Genomic DNA, 18,186 nt, shown 5'->3' with positions numbered 1-18,186 from the left:
TTCACATAATGAATTAATGAGTCACTTGCAAATGATAATCTTTTGTCGCATTACCATTCCGCAAGCGCCCACACGCATTGCTTGATTAACTTTTTAAACAACTAACAGAGCGCTCGGCTTCTGCTGTCTTTGCTTCAGTCTCCCGAAGCAGGAGGCGCATTATACGCAATCCGTTAAGCTTGGCAAGTTCTTTTTTTGTTTAGTTTTAACAGCTTAGCCATCAAAACCTGCACACTTAAAAACTTGCTGAAGTGAACCCTTAAACAAGAGCTTTACCACTTCGCTCAACCTCTCCGACCAACTCGCTGCTCGTCGTTGAGAGCGGCGCATTATACGGAGTCTTTATCGCTTGGCAAGTGAAAAATTAAACTTTAATTTCAAACTTGATTAAACCTTAAGAAAACACTGTAACCTATTGATTTTCAGTGCATTCAGGCCCTCAGCGATCAAGGGAGGCGCATTATGCCCATCCACTACCATGTGGTCAACTGGATTCTGAATGTTTTCGAGAAAAAACAGTACGAGTCAAACCAGAGAGGTCCGCAATCAGATTTCTTTGCGGGCAAAGTTAACTATAGACAAGGGACAACAAAGATCAAGGCAGGCACAACAAGCAAAAAGGACAAGCGCCAAAAACAAAAAGGGGCGCAATGCGCCCCTGGAATTTCATGCTTAGACACAACCCTACTGAGGACTCGCCCCTTTCTTTCTCAGCCCCCAAACCCACATAGCCAAACCTGAGACCGCGTACAAGCCAAACATTGCCAGCAGTATGCGAGGCGGATCAATAGCAACAACACCAAAGATCAGCACCACCGCTAAAATCATGACAAACGGCACACGACCGCGAAAGTCCAACTCTTTAAAGCTGCTGTATTTGACATTGGACACCATCAGCAACCCCATCAGCGCAGTGAGAACACCCGCAATAATGGAAGGCCTCCCCGCCATACTGACATTGAAACCCGCCCAAACGATGCCCGCCACCACGGCGGCGGCGGCTGGACTCGCCAATCCAATAAAGTAGCGCTTATCAACCTCGCCCACCTGGGTGTTGAAGCGCGCCAACCTCAGCGCCGCACCAGCCACGTAAACAAAGGCGAGGCCAACACCAAACTTCCCAAGATCTACCAGAGCCCACAGGTACATCACCAACGCCGGCGCCACACCGAAGGACACCATATCCGACAGGCTGTCGTACTGGACGCCAAACTCACTGGTGGTATTGGTCATACGGGCAACCCGCCCATCAAGACCATCAAAGATCATCGCCGCCAGAATGGCCAAAGCCGCAAACTCAAAATTGCCTTGAATGGCTGCCATGATGGAGTAGAAGCCACTAAACAGGGCTGCGGTGGTAAACAGGTTTGGCAGGAGATAAATGCCGCGCCGGCGCACCTTCTTACCGTTCTCATGAACTTCTTCGATGTGCTCATCGATCGGCAACATGATGTCGTCGAGAATACCCTGCTCGCGCTTGCCCTGAGAGTCGCCTGACGCGTCATCGTCATGTGGGGTTTGATCGTTCATTGGTGCCTTATCATTCGCCAGAAGTGGAAGATGGCCATGATACTGGTTCCTTCTCTCCGTAGAAAGGATTGTGAAGCATCAGCATCACCCCCAAAAACGCAAAAACGCGGCCGTAGCCGCGTTTTCACAATCACATCAAAAGCCTGAAATTAGTTCTTGCTCTTATCGATGATCTTGTTCGCTTCAATCCATGGCATCATGGAACGCAGCTGTGCGCCCACTTGCTCGATTGGGTGAGCAGCGTTGTTACGACGATTTGCAGTCATTGAAGGATAGTTGGTTTGTCCTTCAGTGATGAACATTTTGGCGTATTCACCGTCCTGAATGCGTTTCAGAGCGTTGCGCATCGCCCAACGAGACTCTTCGTTGATAACTTCAGGGCCAGTCACGTACTCACCGTACTCCGCATTGTTGGAGATGGAGTAGTTCATGTTGGCGATACCGCCCTCGTACATCAGGTCAACGATCAGCTTCAGCTCGTGCAGACACTCGAAGTAAGCCATTTCTGGCGCGTAACCCGCTTCAGTCAGGGTTTCGAAACCGGCCTTAACCAGCTCAACACAACCACCACACAGAACTGCTTGCTCACCAAACAGGTCAGTTTCGGTTTCGTCTTTAAAGGTAGTCTCGATGATACCGGAACGACCACCGCCCACACCAGAAGCGTAAGACAGAGCCACTTCTTTGGCAGAACCGGAAGCGTCCTGGAAGATAGCGATCAGATCGGGAATACCACCGCCGTTAACGAATTCGTTACGAACGGTGTGGCCAGGTGCTTTGGGAGCAATCATGATCACGTCCAGATCGGCGCGAGGCACAACCTGATTGTAGTGAATCGCAAAACCGTGAGCGAAAGCCAAGGTAGCGCCCTGCTTGATGTTCGGCTCGATCTCTTCGTTGTACAGCTTGCTCTGGAACTCGTCCGGAGTCAGGATCATAACAACGTCAGCAGCAGCAACAGCAGTAGGCACATCGGCAACTTTCAGGCCGTGAGCTTCGGCTTTCGCTACAGAAGAAGAACCTTTACGCAGCCCCACAGTAACGTCTACGCCAGAGTCTTTCAGGTTACAAGCGTGAGCGTGACCCTGTGAACCGTAACCAATAACAGCAACTTTCTTGCCCTGGATAATGGACAGTTCGCAGTCCTTATCGTAATAAACTTTCATCATTCACCTCTTTATACAGCAGATAATATAGAAGACAGAAATTCAAATACTGAAGCTGCCCGCGCCAAAGCGAACGGCAACTCCTGAAAATCATTGAAATCTTAACCGGAACCTTAGACAGGAACCTCAAACGGCGAATCACAAGCCTAGACGATGATTCCGTCAATTGACGCATCTAAACCATGATTCAATGGTCGCGCAGTGTAAGGGATCACCGTTGTTGCGTAAAATGATATATTTGCAATACTACGTTTACATTACCGCAACACTAATCAACAGCAGATCGCCTTTATGGACACTTGCTTATGGACACCCGCTCACTGACTTTGTTTCTGAACCTGTCAGAAACCCTGCATTTCGGTCGCACCAGCGAGGAGCTGCACATCAGCCCTTCCGCACTCAGCCGTGGCATCAAGCAACTTGAAGAGAATTTAGGCGTAACGCTGTTTGAGCGGGACAATCGACGAGTGGCGCTGACACAAGAAGGCAAGCTGCTCCAGACCTACGCCCGAGACACTCTGCAACAGTGGGACGCCTTTCGCGACTCGCTCATGCAAGAAAGCCGTGACCTGAAAGGCGAAATCAGTATTTATTGCTCCGTCACCGCCAGCTACAGTTTCCTTTACGACATCCTCAGCGACTTCCGTCAGCGCCATCCCCGCATTGAACTCAAACTGCATACCGGCGATCCGGCTCCCGCCATCAGCCGGGTACTCAATGGGCAGGAAGACATCGCCATTGCCGCCCGACCGGATAAGCTGCCCGACAATCTGGCGTTCCGGCGCGTGGCCGTCTCTCCTTTGGTCTTTATTGCCCCCAAAGAAGCAAGCGATAACTTACCCATTATCGCGCCAACCAGCCCAGATGAATGGGCCAACACCCCCATGATTCTGTCTGAGGAAGGCATAGCCCGCGAGCGTATTGACGGCTGGTTTAAGCGTATCAAGGTGACGCCGCGCATCTATGCTCAGGTGGCGGGACACGAGGCTCTGGTCAGCATGGTGAGCCTGGGGTTTGGTATCGGGGTCGTGCCTCAGATTGTATTGGAAAACAGCCCACTGGCGGATCGGGTTGAAATTCTGCCTCAACTCAATGAACTGGGACATTACGATGTGGGCCTGTGCACACTGAAAAAACGCCTGAAAAGCCCAATCATCGCCGCTTTTTGGGGAAGCTAGTCGCCTTCAGCGCAACGATTCCTGATCCCACATCGACCAACCCCGCCCCGATCAACGAATAAGCGCGCCCTCAACCTACTAATTGACCGCTCAACACGATAAAATCGCGCCCCATATTTGATCTGCCCGGTTTGAGAAGCGCTTTCTCGGCCCTCATTATTAAGAAGCCCCTATCGAGTCCCTATGAATATTCGCGAACTGCTGAACGACAAAGTCCAACAGGCCATGCAGGCTGCCGGCATTCCCGCCGACTACAGCGCCCACCTCGCCCCCTCCAAAAAAGCCGGGTTTGGTGACTATCAGGCCAATGGCGCCATGGCGGCAGCCAAAGCCATGAAAACCAACCCGCGTGAACTGGCTCAGCAGATTCTCGACAACCTCGACCTGGATGGCATCGCCGACAAGACCGAAATCGCCGGCCCAGGCTTTATCAATATTCACCTGGCCGATCAGTGGCTGGCTCAGCAGACCGCAACCCTGCTCAACGACCCTCAACTGGGTCAGGAGAAGGTCGCCGAGCCGCAAACCGTGGTGGTGGACTACTCCTCACCCAACCTGGCAAAAGAAATGCACGTGGGGCACCTGCGCTCCAGCATCATTGGCGACGCACTGGTACGCGCACTGGAGTTTCAGGGCCAACATGTGATTCGTCAAAACCACGTGGGTGACTGGGGCACTCAGTTCGGCATGCTGATTGCGGAACTGGAAGACCAACTGGAAGACGGCGAAGCAGCCGAATTTGCCCTGAAAGACCTGGAAGGCTTCTACCAGCAATCCAAAAAGCACTTTGATGAAGACGAAGCTTTCGCCAAACGCGCCCGCGACTATGTTGTGAAACTGCAATCCGGCGATGAAAAAGTGCTGGGACTGTGGGAAAAGTTCAAGAAAGTCTCCCTTCATCACAGCGAAGAGATTTACCAGCAACTGAACGTCACGCTCACGGAAAATGACGTGCGCGGTGAAAGTGCCTACAACGATGATCTGCCCAAGGTCGTCGCCGAATTGCAAAAGCAGGGGCTTGCGGTAGAAGATCAAGGCGCTCAAGTGGTCTTTTTGCAGGAATTGGCAGACAAAGAAGGCAATCCAAGTCCAGTGATCATCCAGAAACAGGGCGGAGGCTATTTGTACGCCACATCCGATCTGGCCGCGCTGCGCTACCGCACCCAAATTCTCAAGGCGGATCGGGTTCTCTACTTTATCGATGCTCGCCAGTCACTGCACATGAATCAGGTGTTCACCCTCGCCCGCAAAGCGAAATTTGTCCCCGAAGCGGTAAGTCTCGAACACCACGCCTTTGGCACCATGATGGGCTCCGACGGCAAACCCTTCAAAACTCGCAGCGGCGGCACCGTCAAGCTGGCCGACCTGCTGGATGAAGCGGTGGAACGCGCCGCCGCTCTGATCGCCGAAAAAGACCCGGGCTTAAGCGAAGAAGAAAAAGTCGAAGTGGCTCAGAAGGTGGGCATTGGCGCCGTCAAATACGCCGACCTGTCGAAAACCCGCACCAACGATTACATCTTCAACTGGGATTCCATGCTCAGCTTCGAGGGTAACACGGCACCCTACCTGCAATACGCCTACACCCGCATTCAGAGCATTTTCCGCAAGGCGGGCGTTAGCGCTGACGACTTGAAAGCTGAAATCAACATTGGTACCGAGCAGGAAAAAGCGCTGGCCCTCAAACTGCTGCAATTCCCCGAAGTTCTGGATCAGGTCACCCGGGAAGCTTACCCCCACGTGCTGTGTAACTACCTGTATGATGTGGCGAGTCTGTTTATGCGTTTTTATGAAGCCTGCCCGATCCTGAAGGACGACGTGGACACGGCCACCCGCAACAGCCGTCTCGGCATTGCCAGAGTCGCCGCGCAGACCCTGAAAACCGGACTGGATCTGCTCGGCATCGAGACCATGGAAAAAATGTAAGGGAGAGATGACGCGCTTCTGGCCGCCACGATGATCACGGATCCCTTCTTTTACCTCTGTGCGATCCCCGCCATTCTCCTGTACGGCATGGCCAAAGGCGGACTTGGCGGTGGGATCGCCATTGTCTCAGTCCCCCTGATGTCGCTGTCCGTGTCACCCGTGACCGCTGCCGCTATATTACTGCCCATTTTGGTGGCTATGGATTTTGTCGCCATCTGGAGCTTTCGCGGCCAGTGGAGCAAAATCAATCTTAAGTACACTCTGCCGGGTGCCATTGCGGGGATCGTCGTGGGCGCGTTTACCTTCCGCTACCTCTCTGAAGATGCCATTCGCATTATGATTGGCCTGATCTCTGTCGCTTTTTGCCTCGACTATTGGATTAAACTAAAGAGAAAGAGCAACACCAAGCGACCACCGAGTGTGACCCGCGGCACATTCTGGGGTTCTATTGCCGGCTTCACCAGCTTTGGCATCCACGCCGGCGGCCCACCCATCAGTATTTATATGCTGCCTCAGCAGCTGGAAAAGAAAATGTTGATGGGCACCTTTGCCATGTTTTTCATGGTGGTGAATCTTGTCAAAGTTATCCCCTATGCCTGGCTGGGCCAGTTCGATCACTCCAACCTGATGACCTCTCTGGTGCTGGTGCCTCTGGCCCCGGTGGGCGTGCGTCTGGGCTATTACTGCCTGCAGCGTCTGGACGAAACCATCATCTACCGCCTGTGCTATTTCTTCTTAATGGTTATTGGCCTCAAGCTGCTGTGGGACGGATTGATTGCCTGATACCGCTTGCGCGTCATTCAACATTGAGCCTATTCCCCGGCTTCCTTTTTAATAGCCTTTGGCTCTAGCTTATTGCGTTTTACTAAAGTCTCAGATCATAACAAGTCAAAACTCATCAGAATGAACGGTAGCAACCGCCTATAAACATGGGCAAAATAGATTCTGCAGGGGATAGACAATAATAAAGAATCATTAGGGGTAATTTTCGATCATGCAGCCGGACACATGGAGCCGCCTCTTGGCCGACAAACACAGTTTATTGGCAAACAAGCCAAAGCTAGCCGCTGGAGCTGTCGCACTTCTCGCGATTGCCTGCACTGCTCATTTGGGCAACGGGCTCTATCAGGATGTCGCTACTGCTCGCTCGGAACCTGTCTTGTCGTCAACCGATGAGTCACGCCTTTCTGCGTCCTCCCGTTCACAAACAGCCTCCATAGACACTCTGGTTGCCGGTCACTGGTTTGGCTCAGGCAAAACATCTGGCACTCAGCCGCAGATCACCCAGCAGGAAAATGTTCCGGAAACCCGACTGAGTTTGGAATTGCATGGCGTCATTGGCAGCACCATCGCAGAAGAAGGCCGCGCCCTGATCGCCGAGAAGGGAAAGAGCGCCAAATACTATGGTGTGGATGATGAACTTCCCGGCGGCGCAACCATCAGCAGCGTTGGCACAGAACAAGTTATTCTCAGCCGTAATGGCATGCTGGAAACCCTGAGCTTCCCAAAGCCTCAAACCCGCGCCGGCTCCAACCGCGTCGCCACCCGCAATAACCCCACACATCTCCCTGCCCCCGAGAACACACAGGCACTGTCCCAACAACAACCATCACAAGAGCAGCGGACAGCATCATTGAAAGAACGCCTAAAGCAGTTGAGGGAAGCACGCGACTTGTAATATTCAGCGCCTACTCTAGAGGCTCTTTTAACGCCACTGAACGCGTTATAAAACGATTGGGAAAAGCCTTTCGACAACACCTTTCGCGCTACGGAATACCGTAATGTTTATCGGGTAAACGTCGGACGGCAAACACAACATCAGAACGATAACACTAAAAGACTGGTCACTTGGCACCAGTTACGCAATCAGGCTGAGACCATGGGAAACTGTAGAACTCTAATTTGTCGGAACAGGTTAATTTGTCGGAACACGTTAATTTGTCGCCATATGATAAAAAGCCGCAATGGCCTACGCTTGGGTAAAACACTCACGACACTGACACTGATCACCGCTCTGTTTTCCGCAGGCACACTGCTGCCCTCCACACCCGTGCAAGCACAGACTCAGGCGCCTCAGGGCCGAATCACCCTGGCACTGGACAATGCTGACATTCGCGACTTGATCCAGTGGGCGCAGGAAGTCACTGGCAAAAGCATCATCGTCCACCCCAACGTGAAGGGCAAGGTTACCGTCATCTCCGGGGAACCCATGACCCGGGGCGAAGCTTACGAAGTCTTTTTATCCACGCTGCAAGTGTATGGATTTGCGGTCATCGAAGGCGCCACGTCGATCAAGGTGATTCCCGACGCGCTGGCTAAACAGTCTTCTGTCCCCGTAACTGGCAGCGGCGATCAGAAAACCTCCGAAGACGTGGTGGTGCAAATTGTTAAGATTAAAAATATTTCCGCCACGCAACTGGTCAACTTATTGCGCCCACTGGTGCCGCAGGTGGGCCACCTTGCCGCCTATCCTGCCACCAATGCCCTGATCATTGCGGATCGCGCCAACAACATTCAGAAGGTGATCGACATTGTCAGCAATCTTGATACTGGCAGCACGGTCGATATTGAACTCATCCCCATGCAGTTCGCCAGCGCCAAAGATGTCGCCGAAGTGATCAACAAGCTGCTGCCTCAGCAGCAGGCCAAGGGCGCAGAGAATTTGTCGATCATGCTCGCCGTCGATGAGCGCTCCAACAGTCTGCTGCTGACCGGAGATCTGGCCACCCGCAGCCAGATTCGCAAGCTGGTGCATCGCCTGGATCAGCCGCTGTCCGGTGACGGTAATACACAAGTGTTTTACCTCAACTACAGCAACGCCGCCGATCTGGTGCCGATTCTGGAAAGCATTTCCGGCAGCCTGAAAAAGAACCAAAAAGACAAAGTCGCCGTCGATACCGAGATTGGTATCCAGGCCAATGAGTCCGTCAACGCCCTGGTGATCACCGCACCACCGGCCATGCTCAACACCATGAAAGGCGTAATCGCCAAACTGGATCGCCGCCGCGCTCAAGTGCTGGTAGAAGCTCTAATCGTAGAAGTGAATGAAGATCTGGGTAACGATCTGGGAATTGAATGGGTCGCCAACAACACCGACACCAGTCTCGGCTTTCGCTCCTTCCCACGCAGTCCCGTTCTCAACATTGACCAGAGCACCGGCTTAGGTGCACTCGGTTCCGGCTTTACCATGGGCTACTTCAGCGGCGGTCAGATGCGGGCGCTGATTAACGCGCTGGCCACAGAAACCAACGCCAATATACTCTCCACCCCCACCATCATGGCGCTGGATAACGAAGAGGCCCAGATTCTGGTGGGTTCAAACGTGCCGTTTATTACCGGCAGCGAAAACCGCGAAAACGACGACCCCTTCCAAACCATCGAGCGTAAAGATGTAGGCATCACCTTAAAAGTGAAACCCCGCGTTAACAACAACGACTCGGTCACGCTGGAAATTGAGCAGAGCGTGGAAAACATCAGTCAAACCGCCGATGTCGGCGCAGCAGACATCATCACCAACAAGCGTGAAATCAAAACCCGCGTTTTGATTGATGACAATGAAATCCTGGTGCTCGGCGGACTGATTCGTGATGAAGCGGAAGAGACAGAAAGCAAGGTGCCATTTTTCGGTGACATCCCAGGCCTGGGCCGGCTGTTCAAAAGCACCAACACCAAAACCGTCAAACGTAATCTGATGGTGTTCATTCGTCCGACCATTCTGAATGACAGCGCCGCCAGCTACGAAGTCACCCGCGAGCGTTACGATCGTATCAAGCAAGATCAAAAAGAATTCCGCTCCAAGATCGATTCCTATTTTGTCCCCGGCGAAGTGCCACAACTGCCGCCGCTCAGTACCCCTACCGGTGGCAGCGCACCAGAAACACTGCACAAGACGCCGTCCGGCGCCCCGGCTCCCACACCGAGCATTCCCTCCGCAGGGACCGGAGAAAACGCCGACGGGCAGACATCTAACCACCTGAACACCACAGGGAACTCCGGCGATGCCTGAGGCGGTTGAAGTTACAGACGAACTGCTCGCACCGGTCGAGGTCGATGTACCGCAGAGCCCGCTGAAGCTGCCATTTGGATTTGCCAAACGGCATCAGGTATTGCTGGCCGGCGATGGCGGCACCAAACTGCTGTGCATCACTCTGCCACCTATCGAGATCATCGCCGAAGCCCAACGCCATTTGGGGCGTGCCGTAGAAATCACGTTTGTCACGGCCGAAGATTTCCAGCTGGCGCTGACCAAAACCTACGAGCGGGACTCCAGCGAAGCCATGCAAATGGTGGAAGATCTGGGTGGCGATATGGACCTCACCAGCCTGGCCAATGCGGTGCCCGAAACCGAGGATCTGTTGGAGCAGGAAGACGATGCCCCGATTATTCGGCTGATCAATGCCCTGCTGTCCGAAGCAATCAAACTCAACGCATCGGACATTCACATTGAAACGTTTGAAAACCGTCTGGTGGTTCGTTTCCGGGTTGATGGCATTCTGCGTGAAGTCGTGCAACCCAAGCGCGAGCTGGCCCCTCTGCTGGTTTCCCGCATCAAAGTCATGTCCAAACTGGATATTGCGGAAAAACGCGTTCCTCAGGATGGGCGTATCTCTCTGCGCGTGGGCGGGCGAGAAGTGGACATTCGTGTTTCCACCATGCCCTCCAGCAACGGGGAACGGGTAGTTCTGCGATTGCTGGACAAACAGGCCGGTCGCCTGAAACTGAGCAGCATGGGCATGCTGCCCAACGACGAAAAACGCCTGACCGAACTCCTGCATAAACCCCACGGCATTTTGCTGGTCACCGGCCCGACCGGTTCCGGTAAAACCACCACCCTCTACGCCGGCCTGTCCAGCATCAATCAGGCGGACAAAAACATTCTGACCGTGGAAGACCCGATCGAGTACAACCTCGAAGGCATCGGCCAGACACAGGTGAACGTCAAGGCGGACATGACCTTTGCCCGCGGTCTGCGCGCCATGTTGCGGCAGGATCCCGATGTGGTGATGGTGGGTGAAATCCGAGATTTGGAAACCGTCGAGATTGCCATCCAGGCCAGTTTAACCGGTCACCTGGTGCTCTCGACCCTGCACACCAACACCGCAGTGGGTGCCGTCACCCGTCTGGTAGACATGGGCATCGAGCCGTTCCTGTTGTCGTCCAGCCTGATTGGCGTAATTGCGCAAAGGCTGGTGCGGGTCTTGTGTCCAGAGTGCAAAACTCCTTACACCGCCGACGAGGCCGAGTGTGAGTTACTGCAAGTGCCTTTCGATGAGAAACAACCGCTAACCCTTTATCACGCCAACGGTTGCGACCACTGCAACCAGCTGGGCTACAGCGGCCGAACCGGCATTTACGAGATCATTCAGATTGATGAAGACTTACGTGCGTTGATTCACAACCGCGCTTCAGAAGCTGAAATCATCGCCTACGCCAGACAGCATACTCCGAGTATTCGCGACGATGGGCGCGCACGTATCCTGGCGGGCAAAACGACTGTGGAAGAAGTCTTGCGGGTGACTCATGAAGATTAAGTTCTCAATGTGTCATTCCCGGAAGCGTTCAGGATAACGTCATGGCAGCTTTTGATTACAAAGCCCTGACACTGGAAGGGCGCTCCCGCAGCGGAGTCATTGAAGCCGACAGCATGCGTCAGGCGCGACAACTGCTGCGTGAAAAAAAGTTAACACCTCTGACACTGGTTGAAGGGCAACAAAAGTCTCAACAGGAGAACAGCCCCAAATTGTTTGGCCTGTCCCTGATGTCACCGGGGCTGCCCACCAAGTCACTGTCACTGATCACCCGTCAGATGGCCACGCTGATCCAGGCCGGACTGCCACTGGAAGAAGTGCTGCAAGCCATTGCCCAACAAAGTGAAGACGCGCGCATCAAGAGTATTATTCTGGCCGTGCGTTCGAAGGTTCTCGAAGGTCACACCCTGGCGGGCAGCCTGGCGCAATTCCCTCGGGCTTTTCCCAACTTGTATCGCGCCACCGTTGCAGCCGGTGAACACTCCGGCCATCTCGACAAAGTCATGAATCGGCTGGCCGATCACACCGAAGAGAGTCAGCAGTTCAAGCAGAAAGTGCAGATGGCCATGATCTACCCCTGCATGCTGATCCTGCTGTCGATCACCATGGTGACCGGTTTGATGGTGTATGTGGTGCCGGACGTGATCAAAGTGTTTGTCGGCTCCGGACAACAGTTGCCCGCCCTCACCGTCGGCTTGGTGGCCATGAGTGATTTTATCGCCGGCTATGGCTGGACCGTGGTGCTGGGTCTGATCATCGCCGTTGCGGGAGCCTTTCATCTGTTAAAGAAAGAACACATCCGTCTCAAGTTTCACCGCTGGCTGCTCAACACGCCTTTTATCAAGCGTTTCAGTGGCGGCTTTAATACCGCCCGTTATGCCAGCACTCTCAGCATATTGACCAACAGTGGACTGCCTCTGGTGGAATCCATGAAAATCAGTTGCGATGTACTGGGCAATGAGTACCTGAAACAACAACTGCAGGCGGCAACACAGCGGGTTCAGGAAGGCAGCAGTCTTCACCATGCACTGGCCGAGAGCGGTTACTTTCCCCCCATGATGTTGCATATGATTTCCAGCGGTGAGGCCAGCGGTGAACTGGACACCATGCTGGAACGCACCGCCGACTATCAAGCGCGAGAATTGCAGAACCTGGTGACGGTGCTGGTCGGCTTGTTTGAGCCTGCCATGCTGCTCTTCATGGGCGTCACCGTCTTGTTGATTGTGATGGCAATCCTGTTGCCAATTTTGAATTTGAACCAACTGGTGGGATAACCCCATCAGTACACATGTAAAACAACCCGTAATACCAGTCGTTAATCCGGAGGTAATGATGAAAGCACAAAGACCCCGCGCCGCTTTACAGAGCGGTTTTACATTGATTGAAATCATGGTGGTGGTGGTGATCCTGGGCATACTCGCCGCCCTGGTCGCCCCGAACATTCTCGGCCGTACCGGCGAAGCCCGCATCACCGCAGCGCAAAGCGACATCAACAGCATCAGTAATGCGCTGGATCTGTACAAGCTGGACAACCACGCTTATCCCTCCACCGATCAGGGGCTGGAAGCTCTGGTGGACAAACCCAGCGGTTACCCGGAACCCGCCAACTGGAACCCGGAAGGCTATCTGAAAAACCTGCCGAAAGATCCCTGGGGTAACGACTATCAATACCTGAGCCCCGGCAGCGAACGAGCTTACGACCTCTATTCCCTCGGCGCTGACAAGCGAGAAGGCGGCGAAGGCGACAACGCGGACATTCACAACTGAGTGTTGCTATGTCTGGCTTAAATCGGTCTGGATTAAATCGGTCTGGCTTAAATCGGTTTCGCTTGAGCAGGCTCCGCCCGAGACAGACTCACCAGCAAGGTTTCACACTGATTGAAATCATGCTGGTGATGGTCATCATCGGCATCATGGCAGGCCTGGCGTCACTGGCGATTGGCAGTAATGGTCCGCGTCAACTGCAACAGGAAGCCACTCGCCTGCAGCAACGACTGTTGCTGGCTCAGGACGAAGCCGCCTTTACCCAAAAAAACCTTGGGGTTCTATTTACTGAAACCGGCTATCGTTTTTTGCAATACGACTCCAAAGAAGACCAGTGGAATCCCCTACAAGCCATCGACAGCGAAAGCCAGAATCTAAGCTCACAAGGACTTGGGAATTATGAATACGACATCCCCATAGAACTGTCCTTGGAAATATCCGGTGCCGCCCTCACCCTCTCTCCAGATGAACAGGCTTCCGGCTCTTCCGCACTCAGCAATAGCACATTCAGTCTCGACAGCGACTCGACAAGCCCGCAAAACCTCCAGCCCGAGCTACTACTTCTGGCCAACGGGGAATCTTCGGCGTTCACCATCATTTTGCAACTGGAAGACGATACCCGCAGTACACAAACCCTGCACAGCGACGGCTTTTCGCCTATCACTCGCACCGGCCATAACGCGGAATAGTGACAGGGGATGATGATGAAGTTCCAGTTGAAGCGATCACACACCCCCTGCCGCCATCAAGGTTTTACTTTGTTGGAAGTCCTGATTGCGCTCAGTATTTTTGCCATTTGCGCCTCTACCCTATTGCAACAAAGCGGCCGCAGTGTCCGTCATGCAGCTTATTTGGAAACCCGCACCCAAGCCAGCTGGATAGCCGAAAATGAACTGGAACGGCTGCGCCTGAACGAACAGTTTTCACCCGTGGGCAAGCAGGAAAAAGAAGTCACCTTCGCCAATCGAAAATGGCTTGTCAGCCAGGACATCACCAATACCAATAACAAGGATTTGCGCAAAGCGGTGATTGAAGTTCGCGATGGCGACAGCCAGCGCGCCACCAGTTTCAAGCTGACCGGTTTTTTGGGGCGATACTGATGAAGCAGCGAGCACCCCACTCTCCCAACACCCTCACTGCGAGCGAAGCGCGGCAATCCATGGCTGGCAAAGATGCATACCACAGCGTGCGACAGCGGGGCTTTACCCTGCTGGAAGTCCTGATCGCGCTCAGTATCTTTGCCATTATGGGACTGGCTTCATATCACTTGCTTAGCGGTGAAGCCCGCACTCAGGAGGCACTGGAAAAGCAGAGCTACGAACACAACTACTGGCAGCGCGGTATGATGCGCTTAACCCAGGATTTACAACAAGCGGTTAATCGCAGCATCCGCGAAGACTACGGCAATCGCGAGCCGGCACTGAAGGGAGAAGCCGACTCTCTGATGTTGACACGGGGTGGCTGGAGCAACCCACTGCATCGGGTACGCAGCGACTTACAGCGGGTCGACTATCGATTGCAAACCATTGACGAGCAGACCTTTCTGCAACGCAGCTTCTGGTTCGCTCTGGATCGAGCCCCAGCCAGTGAGCCCGTCCAACAAACGTTACTCCCCGACATCGACTACCTGCAGTTCCGTTATTACCATCGCGACAACAAGGTCTGGGTCAATCAGTGGCCGCCCCCTGAAGAGCCAGATATCGGGCTGCCTCAAGCCATTGAGGTAACGCTGACCAGCCCAACCCAGGGACAGGTTCAACGACTGATCACCCTGACGTTAGATCGGGAGCCCCAGCGATGAACGGTCGCTCGGTGGAGTCTATCTGCTCTCAACAACACCCTGCCTCCCAACAGGGCGTGGCGCTGATTTCGATGCTGCTGGTGTTTGCTCTGGTCGTCATTTTAGTCAGTGGTGCCGTCGCACGCATGGGCTACGACATCCGCAAAACCAGTTATCACCTGATGAACAGTCAGGCGTATCAATACGCGTTGGGGGGTGAGGCGCTGGCCAGACAGATACTCCATCAGGACTGGGTTAACAATCAGGAGCTGTCTCAGGGTGACTCGCAATACGACAACTGGTATCAGGACTCTCAGTTCGAGCCTGATAATGGGAAAATGCGCATTCGCATTCGGGATTTGGAATCCCGCTTTAACCTCAACAATCTGGTCACCAGCAACGGTGAAGCCGACACCGGACAGGTCAAACAATTCCAACGCATGCTCGGCCAACTCTCCCTGCCGGCCAACAAAGCCGACGCCATTCTCGACTGGCTCGATAAAGACACTCAGCCACGCAACTCCAACAGTGAAGACGTGTATTTTCAATCACTGGAAAATGATTACCGCAGCGCCGACGCCCCCATGAGCGACGCCAGTGAACTCTATGCGCTGAACACCTTTAAACGTGAAGAGCTTGTCCGGATAATGCCCGAAGTTATCGCCTTGCCTGAACCGACAAGCATCAACCCCAATACCGCCAGCGAAGCAGTGCTTGCCAGTCTGCATCCACAATTAAATGCCAAGCAAGTCATTCAGGCACGGGAGAAAATGCCTCAGGGGTTTGCCTCCAACCAGGCGTTTATGGCACATACTGTGACTGCCGGGCTCGATTTGAGCGAAGCCCGGATTGATGTGCACAGTCAGTATTTTCTGGTGTCGGTCGCCGCCCGCTATCAGGATCACACCACTTACTTACAATCTGTAGTCCACCGGGATCCACAAACCGGTCTGATCAAAACTCTGTCCCGCAACTTGCTGCGACCAAAAGATACGTTTTCCACTGACAATCCGTCGCAGTCGGGTCAAAACCAAGGCAATAACCCATGATAAGAACAATAGCCAATATAATGAGCACTGCACTATGACATCGTCACTGTTTATTTATTTTCCACAGCTTCCTGACTCACTGGCGGATACGCCCAGTGAGAAGATCACTTGCCTGTGTCTAAGGACGGATCCTGAACAGCAAATAGAGACGTCAGCTGCAGGCTCTCCGGAAAGCACCAAGCAAGATCCACAATGGTCGACCTGCAACCTGAGCGAACTGTCCACTGACAACAGCGAGCAGGAAGTTTATGTCTTTCTGCCCAACCTGCACATCCTCAGCACTCAGGTACAAGCGCCCAAAAAACAGCACAAGCACCTCGCGCAGATATTGCCTTTCCTGTGCGAAGACAAGCTCGCCTGCGACCTTGAAGACGTGCATATTGCGGCCGGGAGTATTCGCGGTGAAGACATCGCCGTTCGCATCATTGAGAAAGAGCTGTTAGACGACCTGTTGATCAAACTGAAGGTGCAGGGTATTTCGCCGGAAGGGGTCTACAGTGATGCCGAGCCTTTAATGGCTCTCACTCAAGCCTCCAATCCATCCACTCCTCTGCTGTGGATGGATCCGGAACGCGGCCTGTTGATTCGACAACAGCAGGTTCTAAGTTTGCAGGCGGCTCAAGCCGTACAACTTGCCTCGTCACTGAAAGAACAACAAGACGAAGCTCTCTTGCTGTATCGCACCGCCGAGTTTGATACTGCAGAAATCAATCTACTGCTGGAAGAGTTACGCAGCCAGAACTGCGTTATTCACGAAACAGCCTTGAGCTCGTTAGCAAAAACAGCCTTGAGCTCGCCAACAACAAAAACCTTGAGCACGGGCAATGATGGAGACAACACCGCTCTGCTCCCTATCTGCTCGCAACAAGGCATTGCGATTACCCCTCAGACCTGCAGCAATCTGTTAACGGGAGCCTACTCGCCACCCAGAAAAACCAGCCACAACATTCGTTGGCAGCCACTGGCACTGGTCGCCTCGCTGCTGATCGGTCTGAACCTGGTTTATCTGCTGGCCAGCGGTGTGTACTTTAATATCCGTGCGCAAAAGCTGGAAACGGCCAGCGAACAACTTTACCGCGAGTATTTCCCTCAGGATAGGCGCATCATTAACATCCGCACACAAACAAAAGCCCACCTTGACCGAGGCCAGCAACAATCCGGGGACGATTTCTTAAACCTGCTGGGCCAGCTCTTGCCCAGTTGGGAGCAGCATAAAAGCACCCTGAGACTAAAATCCATGCGCTACAACAGCCAGCGTAAGGAAATCCTGCTCGATATAGAAAGCAAAACCATCAGCCAACTTGACTCTCTTCAGCAAGCCCTTGGTCCACGGGCAGAACTGCTCTCCGCCAATGAAGACAGCAAACAAGGCGTGCGCGGCCGAATCAAGTTCCGGGGAGGCATCTAATGAACACCGACAACAACACTAATACGAATACCACGCACGATACCCAGACCGACAACACAACCACCAGCAGCGCCCATAATCAGGCACTAAAGGCACGCTACCAAAAAGCGTTAACCGCATTTTACAAATTGCCAGAACGGGACCGTATGGCCCTGATACTCCTGAGCAGCTTTCTCGGTCTTCTTATTATTGTCTATGGTGTTATTTTGCCTGCAATGGACTATCACCAGCAGGCACGCCAGACATTTCAGGATGAACAAGCATTGCTGTATTGGCTCAAAGCCCAGGAACCTGCCATTCAGGCAGTGCGGTCAACACCGCAAACGGGACAGTCTTTCTCGGGAAACCCTCTTTCTCTGGTGAACGGCTCAGCTAAAGATTTTCAGTTGAGCATCAAACGACTGCAACCGGAAAACAGCGGCAATCTGAGAGTCTGGATGGAGAATGTGAATTTCGACAACACCCTGCAATGGCTGCATCACTTGCAAGCTCAGGGGTTGAAGCTCAGTGACATCAGTATTGATCAACAGGCCAAGGGACGAGTCAACATCAGAGCGACGTTTGAGGGATAAGTTAGAAGCCGCCAATAAAATTAAATAAGATAGAGCGGCTTACTTAGGTACATCGACCTGGTCAGATAGAGCTTTTGGCATGGACAGACCAAAAGCGAAAAGGCATGGTCAGGGCGACACCCAGTAAAATACCTATGGCATTCATTTTAAAGTCACCCCAATCGAAGGTTCTCATCGGCAGGAACATCTCCTGTCCAAGCTCAATTGAAAACCCCAGAATCATCAATAAAATTGGGGTAATCACCCAAACATTTAAGTTAAATGCCATCAAGCATGCAACCGTCACCC

The 18,186-nt window shown here is 53.2% G+C and carries 17 protein-coding genes; 14 read left to right on the top strand and 3 right to left on the bottom strand.

Annotated elements, in window-relative coordinates:
- Positions 1-684 precede the first annotated feature (684 nt).
- The gene (gene pssA, locus ACTG33_RS08205) at positions 685-1,449 is read right to left on the bottom strand and encodes a CDP-diacylglycerol--serine O-phosphatidyltransferase (protein WP_439134720.1); all 765 of its coding nucleotides are present in this window, start codon (positions 1,447-1,449) and stop codon (positions 685-687) included.
- Positions 1,450-1,679: 230 nt separating this feature from the next.
- Positions 1,680-2,696: a ketol-acid reductoisomerase gene (ilvC, locus tag ACTG33_RS08200; protein ID WP_439134719.1), complete on the bottom strand. Its 1,017-nt coding sequence runs from the start codon at positions 2,694-2,696 to the stop codon at positions 1,680-1,682.
- A gap of 305 nt (positions 2,697-3,001) precedes the next feature.
- Here ilvC and ilvY point away from each other — a divergent pair, with 305 nt between their 5' ends.
- The 14 genes from ilvY (at position 3,002) to gspM (ending at position 17,898) form a co-directional block, all read left to right on the top strand.
- The gene (ilvY, locus tag ACTG33_RS08195; protein ID WP_439134718.1) at positions 3,002-3,874 is read left to right on the top strand and encodes an HTH-type transcriptional activator IlvY; all 873 of its coding nucleotides are present in this window, start codon (positions 3,002-3,004) and stop codon (positions 3,872-3,874) included.
- A gap of 183 nt (positions 3,875-4,057) precedes the next feature.
- Complete coding sequence (gene argS / locus ACTG33_RS08190; RefSeq protein ID WP_439134717.1) at positions 4,058-5,797, top strand: arginine--tRNA ligase; 1,740 nt, start codon at positions 4,058-4,060, stop codon at positions 5,795-5,797.
- Between the two features lie 30 nt (positions 5,798-5,827).
- The gene (locus tag ACTG33_RS08185) at positions 5,828-6,580 is read left to right on the top strand and encodes a sulfite exporter TauE/SafE family protein (protein ID WP_439134716.1); all 753 of its coding nucleotides are present in this window, start codon (positions 5,828-5,830) and stop codon (positions 6,578-6,580) included.
- Between the two features lie 238 nt (positions 6,581-6,818).
- A complete protein-coding gene (locus ACTG33_RS08180; protein ID WP_439134715.1) occupies positions 6,819-7,475 on the top strand; it encodes a type II secretion system protein N in 657 nt (218 codons plus the stop codon).
- A 297-nt stretch (positions 7,476-7,772) separates the two neighbouring features.
- Positions 7,773-9,803 (top strand): type II secretion system secretin GspD, encoded by a 2,031-nt coding sequence (gspD, locus tag ACTG33_RS08175; RefSeq protein WP_439134714.1) that lies wholly within the window; start codon positions 7,773-7,775, stop codon positions 9,801-9,803.
- Positions 9,796-11,328: a type II secretion system ATPase GspE gene (gene gspE / locus ACTG33_RS08170; protein ID WP_439134713.1), complete on the top strand. Its 1,533-nt coding sequence runs from the start codon at positions 9,796-9,798 to the stop codon at positions 11,326-11,328. Before gspD ends, gspE begins: the two co-directional genes overlap by 8 nt.
- Positions 11,329-11,369: 41 nt before the next feature.
- On the top strand, positions 11,370-12,599 hold the full coding sequence (gspF, locus tag ACTG33_RS08165) for a type II secretion system inner membrane protein GspF (RefSeq protein ID WP_439134712.1): 1,230 nt from the start codon (positions 11,370-11,372) through the stop codon (positions 12,597-12,599).
- 55 nt (positions 12,600-12,654) lie between these two features.
- On the top strand, positions 12,655-13,092 hold the full coding sequence (gene gspG, locus ACTG33_RS08160; protein WP_439134711.1) for a type II secretion system major pseudopilin GspG: 438 nt from the start codon (positions 12,655-12,657) through the stop codon (positions 13,090-13,092).
- Between the two features lie 62 nt (positions 13,093-13,154).
- Positions 13,155-13,778: a type II secretion system minor pseudopilin GspH gene (gspH, locus tag ACTG33_RS08155; protein ID WP_439134710.1), complete on the top strand. Its 624-nt coding sequence runs from the start codon at positions 13,155-13,157 to the stop codon at positions 13,776-13,778.
- Positions 13,779-13,793: 15 nt separating this feature from the next.
- The gene (gspI, locus tag ACTG33_RS08150; protein WP_439134709.1) at positions 13,794-14,189 is read left to right on the top strand and encodes a type II secretion system minor pseudopilin GspI; all 396 of its coding nucleotides are present in this window, start codon (positions 13,794-13,796) and stop codon (positions 14,187-14,189) included.
- Positions 14,189-14,890 (top strand): type II secretion system minor pseudopilin GspJ, encoded by a 702-nt coding sequence (gene gspJ, locus ACTG33_RS08145; RefSeq protein ID WP_439134708.1) that lies wholly within the window; start codon positions 14,189-14,191, stop codon positions 14,888-14,890. The genes gspI and gspJ overlap by 1 nt, the downstream gene beginning before the upstream one ends.
- Positions 14,887-15,918 (top strand): type II secretion system minor pseudopilin GspK, encoded by a 1,032-nt coding sequence (gspK, locus tag ACTG33_RS08140; protein ID WP_439134707.1) that lies wholly within the window; start codon positions 14,887-14,889, stop codon positions 15,916-15,918. The genes gspJ and gspK overlap by 4 nt, the downstream gene beginning before the upstream one ends.
- Before the next feature lie 34 nt (positions 15,919-15,952).
- Positions 15,953-17,326 carry a type II secretion system protein GspL gene (gene gspL / locus ACTG33_RS08135; protein WP_439134706.1) on the top strand — a complete coding sequence of 458 codons (1,374 nt, stop codon included), beginning with the start codon at positions 15,953-15,955 and terminating at the stop codon, positions 17,324-17,326.
- A complete protein-coding gene (gene gspM / locus ACTG33_RS08130; protein WP_439134705.1) occupies positions 17,326-17,898 on the top strand; it encodes a type II secretion system protein GspM in 573 nt (190 codons plus the stop codon). The genes gspL and gspM overlap by 1 nt, the downstream gene beginning before the upstream one ends.
- 61 nt (positions 17,899-17,959) lie before the next feature.
- Here gspM and ACTG33_RS08125 read toward each other — a convergent pair.
- On the bottom strand, positions 17,960-18,186 hold a 227-nt coding region (locus tag ACTG33_RS08125; protein ID WP_439134704.1), incomplete at its 5' end, for a hypothetical protein.

The organism is Pseudomaricurvus sp., from assembly GCF_965662505.1.
GTDB lineage: Bacteria > Pseudomonadota > Gammaproteobacteria > Pseudomonadales > Cellvibrionaceae > Pseudomaricurvus.
Note: the sequence above shows the minus strand (reverse complement) of the source record. Positions and strands in the feature narration are given on the sequence as shown.